1 protein-coding gene and 1 pseudogene are annotated in these 1,208 nt (G+C 30.0%); both read right to left on the bottom strand.

Features of this window, described 5'->3' with window-relative positions; all coding sequences use genetic code 4:
- Positions 1-7: 7 nt before the first annotated feature.
- A complete protein-coding gene (locus C6B38_RS04460) occupies positions 8-721 on the bottom strand; it encodes a hypothetical protein (RefSeq protein ID WP_146693303.1) in 714 nt (237 codons plus the stop codon).
- Positions 705-1,208 (bottom strand): annotated as a pseudogene (locus C6B38_RS04455) (hypothetical protein); the annotation flags it as partial. The pseudogene C6B38_RS04455 and the gene C6B38_RS04460, both read right to left, overlap by 17 nt.

Raw genomic sequence — 1,208 nt, 5'->3', positions numbered from 1 at the left:
GTTTGATTTACTTTTTTGTGATATTTTTTGTGGGAACCCCTTTTTCTTTCTGTTGATTTTCATCATATTCGATCACTGTCACATCTTCTCTTGGGGGCGTTGGAGGATTCTGAGGAGTTGTTTTATCAGTAAAAAACATGAAACTTCCTACAACAATGGTACAGATCCCTGTGATAGCGGCTAAAGGAGGACCAACAATAGGAATAGCTAAACAACATAAGGCTATCACCCCTCCTATGAAGAGAGGAACAATAATACTCCCTGTGTTCGCTAACCAATCAGGCCAATTCCATTCTTTAAAACGATTATAGAAGTTATCCTTGATATCATGGATGTTGTTTTTAAATTTGTCATAATTTTCTTGACAAAATTTATTGAAGTTATCTTTGGCTCCCGCTATGAAATTATTCAAATCTTCTCCTATACGAGGTATAATTTTATAAAACATTAACCAAGAGAAAAATAATATGAAGAAGAAAGGCAAAAGATAAGTAATCATGAAATTCTTAGTAGCTTGTTTCCAAGTTTTGGTTTCAATCGTTCTATTTTCTAAAACAATTTTAGTTTCAGAAGGAATAGCTTGATTTCCTTTGAAACCTTTATTTGATTTAGGTTTTGTCGGAATAATTTTAGTATGATTTGTTGTTTTTTTGTTAGGATTATTTTTTTTATAAGCCATATTAATTCATCTTTCCTTTCTTTTTTTAATTTTCTTTAACATTCTTTTTTTCAGTATACAAAGTAATATATTTTTTCACAGGATTGAAGTGAAGGTAGTAATTTTGATGTTTTGTTTCAAATTTTTTTTCTTCTTGTAAAGGACATTTCACCGTATTTATATAAAAATCTTCGTCTTTTTCTAAAAGGTATTTCGGGCCTTCATAATCCATTTCAATGGTTTCATCTTGTTTTAAAAAAGAATTAGCATAAAACCTTGACTCTCTATTACTTAATATATCTTCTCTAAATTCTTCTGTAAAATAATTCTTATCTCTTCCCATAAATGAATCATTATAAGGCTTCATTTTCCCTGTATAACGCCAATTATTAAAAGGTTCTCTAATAAAAAGAGGTAAATCTTTCGGCACTTTCTCAGGATATCGACATTGATCTAAACCATTGAAACGAGAAAAGACATAGGTTTTTTTTACAGGGGAGGGGTCATATCTTTTTGATCGGTGAAATATTTTAATATTCCTTCTTTCCAT

The organism is Spiroplasma sp. ChiS (genome assembly GCF_002968355.1).
Taxonomy (GTDB): Bacteria; Bacillota_I; Bacilli_A; order Mycoplasmatales; family Mycoplasmataceae; genus Spiroplasma; species Spiroplasma citri.
Note: the sequence above shows the minus strand (reverse complement) of the source record. Positions and strands in the feature narration are given on the sequence as shown.